Annotated in this window: 11 protein-coding genes; all 11 read right to left on the bottom strand. The window is 44.5% G+C overall.

From position 1 onward, the window contains the following. Nucleotides 1–356 (bottom strand): transposase domain-containing protein (locus ACED53_RS13410; RefSeq protein ID WP_371715265.1); only part of this gene is annotated, 356 nt, incomplete at its 3' end. Nucleotides 357–497: 141 nt separating this feature from the next. Beyond that, entirely contained in the window at nucleotides 498–3,728 is a 3,231-nt protein-coding gene (gene carB, locus ACED53_RS13405; protein ID WP_017101342.1) for a carbamoyl-phosphate synthase large subunit, read from the bottom strand. Nucleotides 3,729–3,744: 16 nt separating this feature from the next. Next, nucleotides 3,745–4,899 (bottom strand): glutamine-hydrolyzing carbamoyl-phosphate synthase small subunit, encoded by a 1,155-nt coding sequence (gene carA, locus ACED53_RS13400; RefSeq protein ID WP_017101343.1) that lies wholly within the window; start codon nucleotides 4,897–4,899, stop codon nucleotides 3,745–3,747. A 503-nt stretch (nucleotides 4,900–5,402) separates the two neighbouring features. Continuing rightward, nucleotides 5,403–6,227 (bottom strand): 4-hydroxy-tetrahydrodipicolinate reductase, encoded by an 825-nt coding sequence (dapB, locus tag ACED53_RS13395; protein WP_020477212.1) that lies wholly within the window; start codon nucleotides 6,225–6,227, stop codon nucleotides 5,403–5,405. Between the two features lie 92 nt (nucleotides 6,228–6,319). Then, nucleotides 6,320–6,718 (bottom strand): 8-oxo-dGTP diphosphatase MutT, encoded by a 399-nt coding sequence (mutT, locus tag ACED53_RS13390; protein WP_009848390.1) that lies wholly within the window; start codon nucleotides 6,716–6,718, stop codon nucleotides 6,320–6,322. Between the two features lie 307 nt (nucleotides 6,719–7,025). Next, the gene (gene secA / locus ACED53_RS13385; RefSeq protein WP_009848389.1) at nucleotides 7,026–9,752 is read right to left on the bottom strand and encodes a preprotein translocase subunit SecA; all 2,727 of its coding nucleotides are present in this window, start codon (nucleotides 9,750–9,752) and stop codon (nucleotides 7,026–7,028) included. A gap of 388 nt (nucleotides 9,753–10,140) precedes the next feature. Next, nucleotides 10,141–11,058, bottom strand: coding sequence for a UDP-3-O-acyl-N-acetylglucosamine deacetylase (gene lpxC / locus ACED53_RS13380; RefSeq protein WP_009848388.1), 918 nt, complete (start codon nucleotides 11,056–11,058; stop codon nucleotides 10,141–10,143). Between the two features lie 96 nt (nucleotides 11,059–11,154). Beyond that, nucleotides 11,155–12,384 (bottom strand): cell division protein FtsZ, encoded by a 1,230-nt coding sequence (ftsZ, locus tag ACED53_RS13375; RefSeq protein ID WP_012603216.1) that lies wholly within the window; start codon nucleotides 12,382–12,384, stop codon nucleotides 11,155–11,157. A gap of 31 nt (nucleotides 12,385–12,415) precedes the next feature. After that, nucleotides 12,416–13,684, bottom strand: a complete 1,269-nt coding sequence (gene ftsA / locus ACED53_RS13370) for a cell division protein FtsA (protein ID WP_004729844.1) — start codon at nucleotides 13,682–13,684, stop codon at nucleotides 12,416–12,418. After that, nucleotides 13,677–14,456, bottom strand: coding sequence for a cell division protein FtsQ/DivIB (locus ACED53_RS13365; protein ID WP_029225533.1), 780 nt, complete (start codon nucleotides 14,454–14,456; stop codon nucleotides 13,677–13,679). The genes ftsA and ACED53_RS13365 overlap by 8 nt, the downstream gene beginning before the upstream one ends. A gap of 191 nt (nucleotides 14,457–14,647) precedes the next feature. Further along, nucleotides 14,648–16,108 carry a UDP-N-acetylmuramate--L-alanine ligase gene (gene murC, locus ACED53_RS13360; protein ID WP_012603213.1) on the bottom strand — a complete coding sequence of 487 codons (1,461 nt, stop codon included), beginning with the start codon at nucleotides 16,106–16,108 and terminating at the stop codon, nucleotides 14,648–14,650. Between the last annotated feature and the right edge of the window lie 3 nt (nucleotides 16,109–16,111).

Genomic DNA, 16,111 nt, shown 5'->3' with positions numbered 1-16,111 from the left:
TTCCAAGCCTTTACCGTTGTGTGAAACAGAGCCGCTAACGGACTCTCATCTAGACGTCGGCGTGAATCAGTTAGGACACTGGGTGCAACACGAGACCAGCTATCTTCAGGTTTAGGCTGAAGTGCAATGTCTAATGAACTGCACACCTCTTTGATAGACATGTTGCGTTGCAGCCCCATCCAAATAACTAACCAGACAGCTTGCTGAGCGGGAAGCCGACGTCGTCTTATGCTCGCTTTATTGGTTTCAAGAAGAGCTTGTTCTATCCACTCAATCTGAATGGCGTCGACAACAGATTCATAATTGTCGGCATCTTCAATGGTCTCATGTGCCATTGCTAATTCTTGTTCAAGCATAAAAAAATCCCCATCAACGTTGTTGATGGGGATTATCTGCTAACTGCAAGATCGTTCAAGTCTTCTTAAACGATCGGCATTAACTCCGAAGAGTGGGCTTTGAGCATTTATATCCGCTTAACAGCGAAACACGTGAGTCAATTAAGCTTGAAAAGCTTTAACTTGTGCGTGTAGCTCTTGAACTGAAATTACTGACGTTTTCGCGTCTGCAGTGTGCGCCATACAAGTCGCGAATGCAGCGTTTAGCGTAGTCGTGTAGTTCACTTTCTCAGCCAGTGCGCCACGACGAAGAACTTTAGAATCTTCAATCGCTTGACGGCCAGCTGCAGTGTTCACGATGTACGTATACTCGTTGTTCTTGATACGGTCAAGAATGTGAGGACGACCTTCGTGTACCTTGTTTACTAGACGTGGGTTGATACCCGCTTCGCCAAGGATAACAGCTGTACCGTGAGTTGCGTCTAGCTGGTAACCAAGCTTAGATAGCTTAGATGCTAGGTCAACAACACGCTCTTTGTCGCCTTCGCGAACAGAAAGCAATGCACGACCGCCTTCAGGGTAGATGTGACCACAACCCAATTCAGCTTTAGAGTATGCTTCAGCAAACGTTGCACCAACACCCATAACTTCACCAGTAGAGCGCATTTCTGGGCCTAATAGTGGGTCAACACCAGGGAATTTGTTGAACGGAAGAACAACTTCTTTCACTGAGTAGTATGGTGGGATGATTTCTTTCGTAAAGCCTTGAGACTCTAACGATTGACCTGCCATCACACGAGCTGCAATCTTAGCGACTGCTGCGCCTGTTGCTTTCGATACGAACGGCACTGTACGTGCTGCACGAGGGTTAACCTCGATTAGGTACACTTGGTTGTTCTTAACAGCAAACTGCGTATTCATTAGACCACGAACACCCAACTCGAACGCTAGCTTTTCAACTTGCTCACGCATTACGTCTTGGATTTCTTGGCTTAACGTGTAAGCCGGAAGAGAACATGCAGAGTCACCTGAGTGAACACCCGCTTGCTCGATATGCTCCATGATACCCGCAATAACAACGCGCTCACCGTCACAAATCGCATCAACGTCCACTTCAACAGCATCGTCTAGGAAGCTATCAAGTAGTACTGGAGATTCGTTTGAAACGCTAACTGCTTCGTTGAAGTAGCGGCGTAAGTCTTGCTCGTCGTATACGATTTCCATCGCTCGACCACCAAGTACGTAAGAAGGACGTACAACCAGTGGGAAGCCGATTTCACGAGATTTCTCTACCGCTTGCTCCATTGTTGTTACTGTCGCGTTTTCTGGTTGTAGAAGACCAAGACGGTCAACAGCAACTTGGAAACGCTCACGGTCTTCTGCACGGTCGATTGCGTCTGGGCTAGTACCAATGATTGGTACGCCAGCAGCTTCAAGCTCACGAGCCAGTTTCAGTGGTGTTTGACCACCGTACTGAACGATAACGCCTTTTGGCTTCTCAACACGAACGATTGCTAGTACGTCTTCCAGAGTTACTGGTTCAAAGTACAGACGGTCAGACGTATCATAGTCTGTCGAAACTGTCTCAGGGTTACAGTTAACCATGATTGTTTCGTAGCCATCTTCACGTAGTGCTAGAGATGCATGTACACAACAGTAATCGAATTCAATACCTTGGCCGATACGGTTTGGACCGCCGCCTAAGATCATGATTTTCTCTTTGTCTGTTGGGTTCGATTCACATTCGTCATCGTAAGATGAGTACATGTAAGCCGTATCAGAAGAGAACTCAGCCGCACACGTATCTACGCGCTTGTAGACTGGGTGAATATCGTATTGGTCACGTAGACGACGAATTTCACTTTCAGCCACACCTAGAATCTTAGACAGGCGAGCATCAGCAAAACCTTTACGCTTAAGCTTCATTAGCTCGTCTTTATTCAGACCAGCAAAACCTTTCGCTTTAAGTTCTTGCTCTAGTTTTACGATGTCTTCGATTTGAACTAGGAACCAACGGTCAATTTGCGTTAGGTTGAATACACCATCAACTGACATACCAGCACGGAAAGCATCTGCGATGTACCAAATACGGTCAGAACCAGCTTCTTTAAGCTCATGGCGAATCGTCGTTAGAGCGTCAGGTACATCTAGGTCGACCATTTCGTCAAAACCAGTTGCGCCAACTTCTAGACCGCGAAGTGCTTTCTGTAGAGATTCTTGTTGGTTACGACCGATAGCCATAACTTCACCAACCGACTTCATTTGAGTCGTTAGACGGTCGTTAGCACCTGCAAACTTCTCGAAGTTAAAACGAGGAATCTTAGTTACTACGTAATCGATTGTTGGTTCGAATGATGCTGGTGTTGCGCCACCAGTGATGTCATTCATTAGCTCGTCTAGCGTAAAGCCAACAGCCAGTTTCGCTGCAATCTTAGCGATTGGGAAACCTGTTGCTTTAGAAGCAAGTGCAGAAGAACGAGATACACGTGGGTTCATCTCGATGATAACCATACGGCCATCTTTCGGGTTAATACCAAACTGTACGTTTGAGCCACCCGTTTCAACACCAATCTCACGCAGTACCGCTAGAGAAGCGTTACGCATTAGTTGGTATTCTTTGTCTGTTAGCGTTTGAGCAGGAGCCACGGTGATCGAGTCACCCGTGTGAATACCCATTGGGTCAAAGTTTTCAATCGCACATACGATGATGCAGTTGTCGTTCTTGTCGCGAACCACTTCCATCTCGTACTCTTTCCAACCGATAAGTGACTCATCGATTAGAAGTTCGTTGGTTGGAGACAAGTCCAAACCACGACGACAAATTTCTTCAAATTCTTCTTTGTTATAAGCGATACCACCGCCTGTACCACCCATCGTAAACGATGGACGAATGATACAAGGGAAACCAACCATTTCTTGAACTTTGTAAGCTTCTTCCATCGTTTTCGCTGTATCAGCCGTTGGACACTCAAGACCAATAGCTTTCATTGCTTTATCAAAACGAGAGCGGTCTTCAGCTTTATCGATAGCGTCAGCAGTTGCGCCAATCATCTCTACGCCGAACTCTTCAAGTACGCCGTATTTTTCTAAATCTAACGCACAGTTAAGTGCAGTTTGGCCGCCCATTGTCGGTAGAACTGCATCAGGCTTCTCTTTAGCGATGATGTTACGAACCACTTCCCATTGGATAGGTTCGATGTAAGTCGCATCAGCCATGTCTGGGTCAGTCATGATTGTCGCTGGGTTCGAGTTTACAAGAATAACTCGGTAACCTTCTTCGCGAAGTGCTTTACAAGCTTGAGCACCAGAGTAATCAAACTCACATGCTTGACCGATAACAATCGGACCAGCACCTAGAATTAGAACACTTTTAATGTCAGTACGTTTTGGCATTATCTACTACTCCGGATTACGCTGTGTGCTGTTTAATTAATTCAATGAAGTGGTCGAATAGCGGCGCCGCATCTTCTGGACCTGGACTTGCTTCTGGGTGACCTTGGAAGCTAAATGCTGGTTTGTCTGTACGGTGGATACCTTGTAGAGAACCATCAAATAGAGACTTATGAGTCGCTCGTAATGTCTCTGGAAGCGTATCTTCGTCAGCAGCAAAGCCGTGGTTTTGTGAAGTAATCATCACAACATCACGATCTAAATCTTTAACCGGGTGGTTTGCACCGTGGTGACCAAACTTCATTTTCACTGTCTTAGCGCCTGACGCAAGAGCAAGAATCTGGTGACCTAGACAGATACCAAAGATTGGTAAACCTTTTTCTAGGAACACTTTTGTTGCTTCAATTGCGTAAGTACATGGTTCTGGGTCACCAGGGCCATTTGAAAGGAAAACACCGTCTGGGTTCAGAGCAAGTACTTCTTCAGCAGAAGTTTCAGCAGGAACAACCGTTAGGCGGCAGCCGCGGTCAACAAGCATTCGTAAGATGTTTCGTTTTGCACCGAAGTCATAAGCAACAACGTGGTATGGCAATTCAGAGTCTGCTTTCGCTTCAGGAAGTCCACCCGTAAGCGTCCACGAACCTTGTTTCCATTGATACGCTTCTTTTGTTGTAACTTCTTTCGCAAGGTCCATACCTTTCAGGCCAGGGAATTCTTTTGCTTTAGCTAGAGCCAAAGCTTCGTCTAAATTTCCATCGTTTACTGAAGAGCCAGCTACGATACAACCGTTCTGTGCGCCTTTTTCACGAAGAATACGCGTCAGCTTACGAGTATCGATATCAGCGATACCAACAACGTTTTGCGACTTAAGGTAATCAGAAAGGGATTGTTCATTACGGAAGTTAGAAGCGATTAGAGGGAGATCGCGAATCACAAGGCCTTGAGCGTGGATTGAAGAAGATTCTTCGTCTTCGGAATTGGTTCCGGTATTGCCAATGTGAGGGTAAGTAAGGGTAACGATTTGTTGAGAATAGGAAGGATCAGTGAGGATTTCTTGGTACCCCGTCATCGAGGTATTAAAAACGACTTCACCAACTGCAGAACCTACAGCGCCAATGGCTTCACCGTGAAATACTGTCCCATCTTCTAGGACGAGTAGTGCTGACTTCTTCAAGACAACCTCCAGAAATAAAAATGCATTAAAATTGATTTAATTTGCAAATCTACCTTCCTGCAACACCAAAAACTGCGTGTTTATGGAAATTAGACAAATTGGCGGTATTTTAGTGATCTGCGTGATACGTGTCAACATTTAACGCAAAAGAAATTAAACATTTGTAAGAACTAATTCAATTTCCTTTGCCAAAGCTTCAAAAGTTCAACTTTCATACTCAATTAATAGGAATATTACGATTTTCCAATTTTCACCCGTCATTTTAGCTAACCATAGAGTGCCAAAAATATCAGCGACAAAACGCAATCGATAAATACCAAGAGAAAACATAATAATTTAAAGATCTAAAACAAAAAACACACTAAGGCCTGCATAAATAGCATAAAAATAGAGGGAAAATGGCGATAAGAAGAAAGTAGAAGGAAGATTGTAGAAGAGAGATTATTAAGGAAAAGCCACCAAATAAAGAAAGCGCCGGCAATTGCCAGCGCATAAATATCTATTTATAGATCGTTTAAACCAAGGACGTCTGTCATGGTATAAAAGCCTGCTGGCTTATCATTTAGCCAAACAGCTGCCTTTATCGCACCATTAGCAAAGGTCATTCTATCCGTTGCTTTATGGGTAATTTCAACGCGCTCACCAATATCAGCAAACATTGCGGTATGCTCGCCAATGATGTCACCGGCACGGATTGTCGCAAAACCAATCTCATCTTTGGTACGCTCGCCCGTAATGCCTTCGCGTGACCATACAGCGACATCGTTTAGCTCATTGCCCATCGCACCAGCGATCGCTTCGCCCATACCAATCGCAGTACCTGACGGTGCATCGACTTTATGACGGTGATGAGCCTCTACGATTTCAACATCACAGTAATCGCCCATCACTTTAGCAGCCTTCTCTAACAGCTTAAAAACCAAGTTCACACCAACGCTATAGTTCGGTGCCATTACGATAGCCATCTCTTTTGAAGCCGCATCGATAACCTGCTTTTCTTCTTCAGAGAAACCCGTAGTGCCGATGATCAGTTTTTTACCGTGACGTTTACAAAGTTCAATATTCGCTAATGTGCTTACAGGTGCGGTAAAGTCGACGATCACGTCAAACTGTTCAATCGCTTTCGAAAGGTCATCAACTAGAGCCACATCAAAACGACCTTCACCGCATAACTCGCCGACGTCAACACCGACCAAAGATGATTCTGGACGTTCTGAACCAGCACCAACGCTTGCTTCTGAATTATGGTGAGCGGCTTTCACCAAGTTACGACCCATACGGCCAGCTGCTCCTGCAATTGCAATTCTTACCACTGCGAATATCTCCATTGTTTTGGTTACCGTTGCCACTTATCTCTTGCAGCAACGTTCAATCGATTAATCTCTTTAAACTAACAACAATCTCAAACTCAGGCTAGCAATTACGAAAACTCTTTTATTACTCGCTCTAAAATTGGCACGTTTGCTTCGGGGAAGGCGTATTGACTCAATGATTCAAGATCGACCCATTCACCTTGTTGACCTTCTTTACCATAAGGCTGTTGCTCGAATTCGGTCACAAGGATGAAATCAAACTTAAGTGACTTATCCGTATAGTCAAACTCAAGGTGTTCAAACAAAGTCTGTTCTGTCACCTTAATACCAATCTCTTCATCAAGCTCACGAGTCATTGCTTGTTCGATGGTTTCGCCCGCTTCAACCTTGCCACCTGGAAATTCCCAAAAACCGCCTTTGTGTTTATCGTCTGGGCGCTTAGTGATAAATACCTGTGACTTATCTTGATTGAAGATGATGCCCGCTACAATGTGGATTCTTTTCATATGATGGTGTTCCTTCTATGTCCCTAGCGTCATTCCCTACAATGAGGAACGAATTAGATAGGGAATCTGCTCTTTTGTTAGTTCGAAAGATCCCCGATTCGCTCGTCCCTCACTCTCGAGGATGACGCTATCGAAACCTTATTATTTTCACATACAAAAAGAGCCGCCTAAGCGACTCTTTTTATCAATAAGTTTGTGTGAAGCTAAGCTGTGACGTGGTAAGTGCAAGGAGGAGGCACGGAGCTTACGTTAGTAAGTGAGTACCTCCGACACTGCAATTATCCGTTACAGCGAAGGTTCACCAAACTTAGTCTATTTTACCGTGACACTGTTTGTACTTCTTACCACTTCCACATGGACATGGTTCGTTACGACCCACTTTACGCTCATCGCGTACTACCGTTTGTGGAGATGCCGCATCCGCTTCATCGTCAGCTAGCTGGTTTTCAGCCGTTGCATGTTGTGCTTGTGCACGACGCGCCGCTTGTTCAGCTTGAGCTTGACGTTGAGCTTCCATCTTTTCAACTTCTTCTTGTTGCTGAACACGAACTTTAGAAAGGATGGTCACAACGTCTGTTTTCAGTACATCTAGTAGGCCTTCAAACAGTTCAAACGACTCGCGCTTATACTCTTGTTTCGGGTTCTTCTGAGCATAACCACGTAAGTGGATACCTTGACGAAGGTGATCCATCGCAGCCAAGTGCTCTTTCCAAAGGCCGTCTAGCGTTTGTAGCATCACAGACTTCTCGAAGTTACGCAGTACTTGAGCACCAACCACTTCTTCTTTCTGTTTGTAAGAATCAACCGCCATACCAAGAATGCGCTCACGCAATGCTTCTTCATAAAGCTTGTCGTCTTCGTCTAACCAACCTTGAATGTCAAAGTCTAGATCGAAGTCATTCTTCAGACGATCTTGCAGACCCGCAATATCCCACATATCTTCAAGAGACTGAGGAGCGATGTATTCATCAATAACTGACGCCAGTACATCTTCACGGTTGTGTTCGATCATTTCACTGATGTCATCTGAACTCATCAGTTCATCACGTAGCTCATAAACAACCTTACGTTGGTCATTGGCTACATCATCGTACTCAAGAAGCTGCTTACGGATGTCGAAGTTACGACCTTCCACTTTACGTTGTGCTTTTTCAATTGAGCGAGACAGCATCTTAGATTCAATCGCTTCGCCTTCGTCCATACCACTTTGGATAAGACCAGCCATACGATCAGACGTAAATATACGTAGTAGAGAATCTTCCATTGATAGGTAGAAACGAGAAGAACCCGCATCACCTTGACGACCAGAACGACCACGTAGCTGGTTATCGATACGGCGAGATTCATGACGCTCAGTACCAATGATGTGCAGACCACCTGACTCAAGTACTTTATCGTGAATGATTCTCCAATCAGCTTTGATCTTCTCGATCTGCTCTTTGGTTGGGTTCTCTATCTTCTCAAGTTGTGCCTGCCAGCTACCACCTAGCACGATATCGGTACCACGACCGGCCATGTTAGTTGCGATAGTTACCGCACCAGGCATACCAGCTTGTGCAACGATCTCAGCTTCCATTTCATGAAACTTAGCATTTAGAACGTTGTGCTTAATTTTTGATTTTTTCAATGCGTTAGACAGCAGTTCAGATTTCTCGATAGAAACTGTACCAACCAGTGATGGCTGACCAGCCGCTACACGGTCTTTGATGTCTTCAATGATCGCATTGAACTTGTCTTCTTCAGTACGATAAACCACATCTGGCATATCGTTACGAACCATAGGCTTGTTGGTTGGGATAACCACCGTTTCTAGGCCGTAGATAGACTGGAATTCGAACGCTTCTGTATCAGCAGTACCTGTCATACCTGACAGTTTTTCATACAGACGGAAGAAATTCTGGAATGTGATCGATGCTAATGTTTGGTTTTCATTTTGAATCTTCACACCTTCTTTAGCTTCAACAGCTTGGTGTAAACCTTCAGACCAACGACGACCTGGCATAGTACGACCAGTATGTTCATCAACGATAACCACTTCGCCTTCTTCAGTAACGATGTAGTCGACGTTTTTCTCAAACAATACGTGTGCACGAAGCGCAGCATTCACATGGTGCAATAGGCTGATATTGGTTGGAGAGTAAAGTGTGTCACCCTCTTCCATCAAGCCGTTTTTGACCATTAGTTCTTCTACAAACTCTTGACCGTTTTCAGTCAGGTGAACCTGTTTTGATTTTTCGTCCATGGTGTAGTGACCTTCACCACGGTACTCTTCTGAATCTTCTTTATCTTGACGCTCTAGAGAAGGAATTAGAGTGTTAATGCGCGTATAAAGGTCAGAACTATCTTCAGCGGGGCCAGAGATAATTAACGGAGTACGAGCTTCATCAATTAAGATTGAGTCAACCTCATCGACTACAGCAAAGAAGCGCTCACGTTGAACTCGGTCTTCAGCACGGAAAGCCATGTTGTCACGAAGGTAATCAAAACCAAACTCGTTGTTTGTTCCGTATAGGATGTCAGCTTGGTACGCTTCTTTTTTCTCTGGCGGAGCCATGTTTGCCACATTCACGCCAACAGTCATGCCAAGGAATTCAAATAATGGGCGGTTTGTTTCCGCATCACGCTTCGCTAGGTAATCGTTCACCGTTATTACGTGAACACCTTTGCTTGGTAGCGCGTTTAGATAAGCTGGTAGGGTTGCGGTAAGTGTCTTACCTTCACCAGTACGCATCTCTGCAATTTGGCCAGCATTTAGAACCATGCCACCAATCATTTGCACGTCAAAATGACGCATGCCGTAAACACGCTTCGACGCTTCACGTACCGTAGCGAATGCTTCAGGTAGAAGTTGATCTAACGATTCACCTTTATCTAAGCGCTCACGAAACTCAACCGTTTTTGCTTTTAGTTCATCGTCTGAAAGAGCTTCAAACGTTGGTTCGAAGTTATTAATTTCTTTTACAATTTTTCTAAGGCGGCGCAGTGTTCTGTCATTGCGACTGCCAATTACCTTTGTCAGCAGCTTAGTAATCATGTGCTTGGAATCTCTTCGTTCTCAGATCGTCCGCGATCTATTTTAAATGCCGTCAGTCTCTACTAGCTATAAACTAGTCTTTAGTTACTAACCAAGGATACTGAGATAAATCTAGTATCTTTGATATTGTACTTGAGAGTAGAGTTTTCAAGGCTTCAGTTAAAATTAATGCCCTCTAGTGTAAGTAATTTTCACACCAACGACCATTTATAACCCCATTTGTTTGATGTGCTTGGTACTTTTCTTTCTAATTGTTGATGGATTAGCCAGACTGTAGCCAAATACTAGGCAACTTTTAAATACTGACGACACTGTATCTGGAAAATAGATACAAAAAAACCAGGTCAATGACCTGGTTTTCAAAATCTTATATTGTCGTAAACAACAATTACGCTAGAACCATTCCTGGTTCAGCAAACGCAACAGGAGAGCCAACCTCTTCTTCGAATGTTGCCCATTCCCAAGCTTCTGCATCAGCAAGTACTGCGCGTAGTAGTTGATTATTTAGGCCGTGACCTGATTTGTATGCACGGAATTCACCAATAATAGCGTGTCCACACATGTAAAGGTCACCAATCGCATCTAGCACTTTATGCGTTACGAACTCGTTTTCGAAACGTAGACCTTCTTCATTAAGAATTCGGTATTCGTCTAGTACGATTGCGCAATCAAAGCTACCACCCAAACACAAGTTTTGTGATTGTAGGTATTCAATATCACGCATGAAGCCGAAGGTACGAGCACGAGAAATTTCTTTCACAAAGCCTTGTGAAGAAAAATCAAACAACAGGTGCTGTTCATCAGATTCAATTGCTGGATGGTTGAATTCGATTTCGAAGTCCATACGGAAGCCGTTAAATGGCACAAACTCTGCCCACTTATCGCCATCTTCAAAACGGATTGGCTTTTTGATTCGAATAAAACGTTTCGCTGCATTCAGTGTTTCTACACCCGCTTGTTGTAGCAAGTATACGAATGGGCTTGCGCTACCATCCATAATTGGGATCTCTGGTGCATCGACTTCAACAATAATGTTGTCAATGCCCATGCCCGCTAGAGCTGCGTTAAGGTGTTCCACTGTAGAGATACGTACGCCTTCGTCATTAACAAGAGCAGTACATAACATAGTGTCACGAACTGACGCTGGATCAGCTGGGAAATCTACAGGTGGATTTACATCTGTACGACGATAAACAATACCTGTATTTGCAGCTGCCGGGCGAAGAGTAAGTGTGACTTTACGACCAGAGTGGAGACCCACACCAGTTGTTTTCACAATTTCTTTCAGAGTACGTTGTCTGATCATCTGCTTGCCTCGTTATCAGTGCTACAAATCACGGTCAGTATTTACCGACCGCGAATTTTACCATTAATTCGACGATAGTCAAACTTTGGGTATTTGTTAATCAGCCTGACGTCGTAAGAATGCCGGAATATCTAAGTATCCACTCTCTTTCTCAGCTTTAGGTGCTGCACTTTGGCTAGCGCCTGTACCTGAAGAAACAGGTGACGTTGTTGGCTGCGGCTTAACTTGAGGTTTTACCTCAGTTTTTTCTTGCAATGGTTGTGCCACTTTATCTTCCACTTTTGGTGCAGTTTGAGCCGCGACCTGTGGTTGAGGAGTTGGTGCAACCTTAGCTTTACCACCAGCAACTAGTGTAATGTCTGGTTTTTTCTCTGTGCCGATACCTGTTGCTACAACAGTTACACGGATTTCATCCGTCATATCAGGGTCTAGAGAAGTACCAATCACAACTGTTGCGTTATCAGATGCGAATGCCTTAACTGTATTACCTACTGTTTCGAATTCATCTAAGCGCATATCTAGGCCAGCTGTGATGTTCACAAGAACGCCACGAGCACCAGCTAGGTCGATGTCTTCTAGTAGTGGGCTAGAAATTGCCGTTTCAGCAGCTTCTTCAGCACGGTCTTCGCCTTTTGCGATACCGCTACCCATCATTGCATGACCCATCTCTGACATTACGGTGCGAACATCCGCGAAATCGACGTTAATCATACCTGGGCGAGTAATTAGCTCAGCGATACCTTGTACAGCATTTTTAAGTACATCATTTGCACTTGCGAAAGCTTCTAGCAGAGTAACGCCGCGGCCAAGTACCTTAAGTAGCTTTTCATTTGGAATCGTAATTAAAGAATCCACATGCTTAGAAAGCTCTTCGATACCTTGCTCAGCAAACGCTAAACGTTTTTTGCCTTCGAAGCTAAATGGCTTAGTTACAACAGCAACCGTTAGCACACCCAGCTCTTTCGCAACTTCAGCAATAACTGGAGCAGCACCTGTACCCGTACCACCGCCCATACCAGCTGCGATAAATACCATATCGGCGCCAGTTAGAACTTCTTTAATTCTTTCTCGATCTTCGAGAGCTGCATCACGGCCTACTTGTGGGTTTGCACCAGCGCCCAAACCTTTAGTGATATCACCACCAATTTGGATCACGCTGCTAACGCTTGTTTTACGAAGTGCTTGTGCATCAGTGTTAACACTGATGAATTCTACACCTTCGATTGATTCACGCACCATGTGCTCAACAGCGTTACCGCCACCACCACCAACTCCAACGACTTTAATTACTGCATCGTCAGACATTTCCATCATCGGTTCAAACATGTGTTATCTCCGTTTTTTCCTGCAACTCAGGTTAAAACTCTTTTTGTATCCAATTTCGCAATTTACCAAATAAACCAGACATAGAAGGTGCTGAACGCTTAGGTTCGCTGTAATCACCTTCATCGCTGATCTGACAATCTCTTGCGTAATGAAGTAAACCAACCGCCGTAGAATGATACGGCTCTTTAACATAGTCGGTTAAACCACTAACTTCTAACGGCTTACCAACTCGAACTTGATTGCGGAAAACACGTTCCGCACACTCTACCAATCCGTCAATTTGTGCCGCTCCACCAGTGAGAACGACGCCAGCTGCAAGGTGGTGTTTAATACCTTCATCTCGTAGCTGTAATTGAACCGTATCAATAGTTTGGTTAACGAGCCCCATAAGTTCAGTGTAACGTGGTTCAATCACTTCCGACAAAGTTTGTCTTTGCAAACTTCTCGATGGACGGCCACCTACACTAGGGACGTTAACAGAATCATCCTTGCTTACGAGTTCACTCAGAGCGCAACCATGGTTTACTTTTATCTCTTCAGCATCGCTCACTGGCGTGCCAAAAGCGAAGGCAATATCACTGGTTACTGCATTTCCTGCGTAGGAAAAGACTTCTGTGTGTCGCAGTGCGCCGCCAGTCCAAATGGAAATATCCATCGTACCAGCACCAATATCAACAACACAGACTCCAAGCTCTCTCTCGTCGTCAGTAATTACCGCATTACTTGAGGCAAGTCCTGAAAACACGATTTGTTCTACAGTGAGACCACATCGTTCAACAGCTTTAATAATGTTTCTCGCCATGTCGCTATGGCAAGAAATTAGGTGAACACTGACTTCCATTCGAACACCAGATAAACCAAGTGGGTTCTTAATCCCTTCTTGATAATCAATGGTAAATTCTTGTGGGATCACGTGCAGAATTCTCTGCTCATCACCTATTTTAATTGATTTCGCGGTATGGATCGCTCGATCCATATCGTCTTGAGACACTTCTTCATCAGAGATAGTGCCCATGCCTTTTTCAATTCGGCTTGCGATATGTTTACCCGATAGCGAGATAAATACATTGCTGATTTGGCATTCCGCCATCAACTCTGCTTGATCAATAGCTCGCTGAACCGACTTAACTACCGACTCTAGGTCGTTTACACCACCTTTATCCATACCTCTGGATGGGCTTTGCCCAGAACCAATGATATTGATTTGACCATCAGGCAATATTTCACCAACTAGAGCTGATATGGTCGCAGTGCCTATATCAAGACCAACGATTATGTTGTCATCTGCGGTCTTAGTCATCTGTACTCTCTTCTAACTCTTGCTCTGGAAACCAGCCTACAGCGGCTCCCGTATCGTACCTGAGGTCGATGTAGCTCACTTGATTCGCCTTACTACCTAATTCGTTGTAAAGCGAAATAAAGCGCTCAACACGCTCATCTAAAAAATCTTTACCTAATTCTAAACGAATACCGTTGTCTAGAATGATTTGCCAGGCGCGACGCTCATTGAGAACGAGCGAGGTAACGGTTAACCCTAGGCTGTTAATTAAAGGCGTTATCTGTCGCCACTTTTCAATCACTTGTTGGCTAGTGCCATCTGGACCGTAAAGTTTAACTCTATCACCCTTCAAAAGGCCAATATCACCATTAAACACCTGACCATCTTCATTCAACAGCATATTGCCATTCCAGATAGCTGCTGCATGATACTCAGTCAAAAATACTTTTATTGTGTCTGGCCACTGCTTACGAATCGAGACAACAGAAACCCAAGGCAACGCTTCTAAACTGTATTGCAACACGCCAATATCTTGAGACATGAATGTTCCAATATGCTCTAGCTCGCTAAAGGCATGTTGAACATCACCAGCGGTTACATAAGTTAAGTCGCCTTGCAGTACTATTTTAGAGAGAGGCAATCGCTGATCGTCCCACATCCAAGTCAGTGTGGTATAGAAAAGAAATCCAATGAATAGCAATACCATGACAAAAAAAGACCCGCCTAAGGCGTGTTTCTTGAGCGACGGTAAACTGAATAGGTGGCGGTTTTCGCTAAAAGTACTTTCTACCAAAGCCCGCATTCCCTGTCGTTGGTTCGCAATTCTATTCCCTATCTTCGTAATAGAGGTAAAAGCACTTACTTTAACCTATGAATTATACTGAGCAAAATTAAACTATCAAACGTTGATAATAAGATTTTTGGTCAATTTTAGGTCAATCGCAAGAAGTGAGCGATTGACCACAGTCTGTAGACAGTATTCTGTTACGCGTTCTGCATTTTATTAATGTCTAACTGTAACGATTCCAACTGCTTCGCTACTCGACCAACATCGCCTGCACCCTGCGTTAAAACAAGGTCACCGCCTTGAATTACGTTGGCTAAAGCCGATGGCAGTGCGTTGATATCGGCAACAAAGATTGGATCTATCTTACCACGCCCGCGAATAGTTCGACTTAATGAACGCCCATCAGCCCCTGCAATTGGTTTCTCACCTGCAGAATAAACATCTAATAGAATAAGTACATCAACTTGCTCAAGAACATTCGCAAAATCATCATATAGATCACGAGTACGGCTGTAACGGTGCGGTTGGAAGATCATAACAAGACGCTTATCAGTCCAACCACTTCGTGCTGCTTGAATGGTTACGTCCACTTCGGTTGGGTGATGACCGTAATCATCGACCAGCATTGCAACGCCTTTACCTGTTTCGTACTCACCTAGATGATCAAAACGACGACCCGTACCTTCGGTTCCCGCCATCGCTTTTAGAATCGCTTCATCGCTAATGTCATCTTCTGTTGCAACAGCAATCGCTGCTGAGGCATTCAATGCATTGTGACGACCCGGAATGTTTAACGTGATATCAAGGTTAGCTTTACCTTCACGTACCACCGTGAACTTGCCTTGCTGGCCTTCTTGCACGTAGTTCTCAATACGAATATCCGCATCTTCTGAGAAACCGTAAGTAATCACTTGGCGGCTAACCTGAGGAATAAGCTCACGCACTACAGGATCATCAACACACATCACAGCCTGACCGTAGAATGGTAGGTTGTGTAAGAAATCAATAAACGTCTGCTTCAGCGTTTCAAAATCGCCGCCGTAAGTGTCCATATGATCCGCTTCAATGTTAGTGACGATACTAACCATTGGTTGCAGATGTAAGAATGACGCATCACTTTCATCTGCTTCAGCGATAAGAATACGGCTCGAACCTAAACGTGCGTTAGTACCTGCACTTTTAACCAAACCACCGTTTACGAAAGTTGGATCTAGGCCTGCTTCCGAGTAAATCTGTGTCACTAGCGCAGTCGTGGTTGTTTTACCGTGCGTACCTGCCACAGCAATACCGTGACGAAAACGCATTAGCTCAGCCAGCATTTCTGCACGACGAACGATCGGTGTGCGCGCTTCACGAGCTGCAATAATTTCTGGGTTTTCTTCGTTGATAGCGGTTGAAACCACCACCACACTTGCGTCGGCAACGTTACTCGCTTGGTGACCAACGTAAACAGTAGCCCCCTTGCTAACTAAGCGTTCTGTCACTGGGTTTTGAGCAATATCAGAACCTGTGATCTGGTAGCCTTCATTAAGCAAGACTTCAGCAATCCCGCTCATTCCGGCACCACCAATACCAATGAAGTGGATAGATTTAACACGGCGCATCTCTGGCACCATTGCACGGATTTGCGCTAAGTCTTGGGTATGTTCAATCGTCATCAA

The sequence above is a fragment of the Vibrio sp. 1F169 genome, assembly GCF_041439605.1.
In the GTDB taxonomy this organism is placed as follows: domain Bacteria; phylum Pseudomonadota; class Gammaproteobacteria; order Enterobacterales; family Vibrionaceae; genus Vibrio; species Vibrio tasmaniensis_A.
This window is presented reverse-complemented; position numbering and strand designations above follow the sequence as displayed.

What these genes read in the sequence shown, in the direction of transcription:
- carB (WP_017101342.1), bottom strand. Translation starts at nt 3,728, where the DNA reads ATGCCAAAACGTACTGACATTAAAAGTGTTCTAATTCTAGGTGCTGGT.
- dapB (WP_020477212.1), bottom strand. Translation starts at nt 6,227, where the DNA reads ATGGAGATATTCGCAGTGGTAAGAATTGCAATTGCAGGAGCAGCTGGC.
- mutT (WP_009848390.1), bottom strand. Translation starts at nt 6,718, where the DNA reads ATGAAAAGAATCCACATTGTAGCGGGCATCATCTTCAATCAAGATAAG.
- secA (WP_009848389.1), bottom strand. Translation starts at nt 9,752, where the DNA reads ATGATTACTAAGCTGCTGACAAAGGTAATTGGCAGTCGCAATGACAGA.
- lpxC (WP_009848388.1), bottom strand. Translation starts at nt 11,058, where the DNA reads ATGATCAGACAACGTACTCTGAAAGAAATTGTGAAAACAACTGGTGTG.
- ftsZ (WP_012603216.1), bottom strand. Translation starts at nt 12,384, where the DNA reads ATGTTTGAACCGATGATGGAAATGTCTGACGATGCAGTAATTAAAGTC.
- ftsA (WP_004729844.1), bottom strand. Translation starts at nt 13,684, where the DNA reads ATGACTAAGACCGCAGATGACAACATAATCGTTGGTCTTGATATAGGC.
- murC (WP_012603213.1), bottom strand. Translation starts at nt 16,108, where the DNA reads ATGACGATTGAACATACCCAAGACTTAGCGCAAATCCGTGCAATGGTG.